Origin of the sequence: Siphonobacter sp. BAB-5385, assembly GCF_002261125.1 — a bacterium.
Classification (GTDB): domain Bacteria; phylum Bacteroidota; class Bacteroidia; order Cytophagales; family Spirosomataceae; genus Siphonobacter.
In genome coordinates, this window is the sequence record NZ_NMPS01000160.1 from 1 (window position 1) to 2290 (window position 2290).

Sequence of the window (2290 nt, forward strand, 5' to 3'; positions counted from 1 at the left end):
AAATGCTACGGACAACCCGTCCCGCTAACTTTATCGGTTTTGTCCTAACAAAACGAAAACGGAAAACTGGAAATTGAAAACTGTAAACGCAAAACAGAAAACCCTAAACTCAAAACTCAATTATTAAAAACTATTCCGTACCTTTGCATTCCAATTCGGAAACCGGGGGACGGGTTCCCCCACAAACCCAACTACAATGGTTAAAATTCGCTTAGCCCGTCGCGGTCGCAAGAAACATGCTATGTACGATGTCGTTGTTGCTGACGCTCGTGCTCCTCGTGACGGTCGTTTCATCGAGAAACTGGGAACGTATGATCCTAACACCCAACCTGCTACCATCGTTCTGAACGAAACGAGTGCAGTAAAATGGTTGTTGAATGGTGCTCAGCCTACGGATACTGCTCGTGCGATTCTGTCGTACAAAGGTCTGATGCTGAAAAAACACCTTCAAGTGGGTGTGAACAAAGGAGCGATTTCTCAGGAACAAGCTGATGAAAAATTTGCCAGCTGGAAGCAAACGAAAGATGCTCAGGTAACTGCAGCTACGGAAGGTATTGCTGGTAAAAAAGCTGATGACAAAAAAGCTCGTCTGGACGCAGAATCTAAAGTAAATGCCGCTCGTGCAGAAGCTTTAGCGAAGAAAAATGCTCCGGTTGTAGAAGAAGCTCCCGCTGAAGAGGCTGCTGCTGAAGAAGCTCCTGCAGCTGAAGGTGAAGCTACGACTACTGAAGCAGCTGAATAAGCTCTTTCCGAGTAACGATTTTTGGCAAGTCTGGCGGGTCTCCCGGCGGACTTGCTTCATTTTTAGGCGATTGATTCGGAGATTCCCTCCTATTTTTAACGGCTGTCAGCAACGAGCTACGGCCCACCGCTACTGCTATGAACAAAGAAGATTGTTATGAATTAGGACGGATTACCAAAGTGCACGGTCTGAAAGGCGAAGTGCAGCTACTTTTTGAGGTAGATGATCCGTTTGAATACGAAGACCTCGATAGCGTGCTACTCGAAGTCAAAGGGCAACTGATTCCGTACTTTATTGAAGACCTCAATATCCAGTCCAATAAAATCATTGCCAAATTTGAAGACATCACCTCCATCGAGAAAGCGACGCCGCTGGTAGGAGCCAAACTCTGGCTGACACTGGATAACCTGCCGGAGCTGGACGACGATCAGTTTTACTTTCACGATGTGATTGGTTACCAAGTGGTTGATACCAACGTGGGGCCCCTAGGAACGGTACGCGAATTTGCCAGCTTCTCGCTCCAGGACCTGATGGTGATGGATTATGAAGGCAAGGAGGTACTGATTCCCGTCATCGACGAAATCATTGGTGAGGCCGATCACGAGGCGAAAACCCTCAGCGTTACGCTTCCCGAGGGCTTACTCGATATTTACATGAGCGAAGCCAAAGATTCAGAAGAACGGGATGATGCGGACGAGGAAGCGTAGCCCTAGGCATTGATCATTATTGATTTTGGTTTCATACGGTTCGGACTCTGTACCCGAACGGTTTTATTTATTCTGTCATGCGTTTAGATATTATTAGTGCCGTACCGGAATTGTTGGATAGTTTTTTCCAGAACTCGATTGTTAAACGGGCTCAGGACAAAGGCCACGTGGAAGTTCACATTCATAACCTGCACGATTACGGCATTGGTAAGTACAAACAGATTGACGATTATCCCTTTGGAGGCGGTGCTGGCATGGTGCTGATGATCGAGCCGATTGCTCAGTTGATTCGCCAGCTCCAGGCCGAACGCACCTACGACGAAATCATTTATACCGCTCCGGACGGCGAACGTTTTAATCAGAAAACGGCGAATACGCTTTCTATGGCCGAAAATCTGATCATCCTTTGTGGTCATTACAAAGGCATCGACGAACGGTTGCGGGAGATTTTCGTGACGAAGGAAATCAGTATCGGCGACTACGTACTGTCGGGCGGAGAACTCGCCGCCTCGGTTATTTCGGATGCCATTATTCGTTTGCTGCCCGGCGTACTGGGGGACGAAACTTCGGCTCTGACGGATTCATTTCAGGATAATCTGCTCGCTCCGCCCGTGTATACGCGGCCGTCGGAGTGGGAAGGCCATAAAGTTCCGGACATCCTGCTCTCCGGTCACGACGCCAAAATTCAGGACTGGCGACACGAACAGGCCGTCGAACGCACCCAGCAACGACGCCCGGATCTGCTTTCCTAGCAAGACGAAACATACTAAAGCAAAACGACAGAATCGGGGACTTTTGGACTTTGAGTTATTAATAATTAAAAAGGATGAACATGACGTAA

The 2290-nt window shown here is 48.1% G+C and carries 3 protein-coding genes; all 3 read left to right on the top strand.

Features of this window, described 5'->3' with window-relative positions:
- The first annotated feature begins 196 nt into the window (after window positions 1-196).
- The 3 genes from BWI93_RS15825 (at window position 197) to trmD (ending at window position 2201) form a co-directional block, all read left to right on the top strand.
- Window positions 197-742, top strand: coding sequence for a 30S ribosomal protein S16 (locus BWI93_RS15825; protein ID WP_094812991.1), 546 nt, complete (start codon window positions 197-199; stop codon window positions 740-742).
- A gap of 137 nt (window positions 743-879) precedes the next feature.
- Entirely contained in the window at window positions 880-1449 is a 570-nt protein-coding gene (gene rimM / locus BWI93_RS15830) for a ribosome maturation factor RimM (protein ID WP_094812993.1), read from the top strand.
- A 77-nt stretch (window positions 1450-1526) separates the two neighbouring features.
- Window positions 1527-2201: a tRNA (guanosine(37)-N1)-methyltransferase TrmD gene (trmD, locus tag BWI93_RS15835; protein WP_094812995.1), complete on the top strand. Its 675-nt coding sequence runs from the start codon at window positions 1527-1529 to the stop codon at window positions 2199-2201.
- Window positions 2202-2290 lie beyond the last annotated feature (89 nt).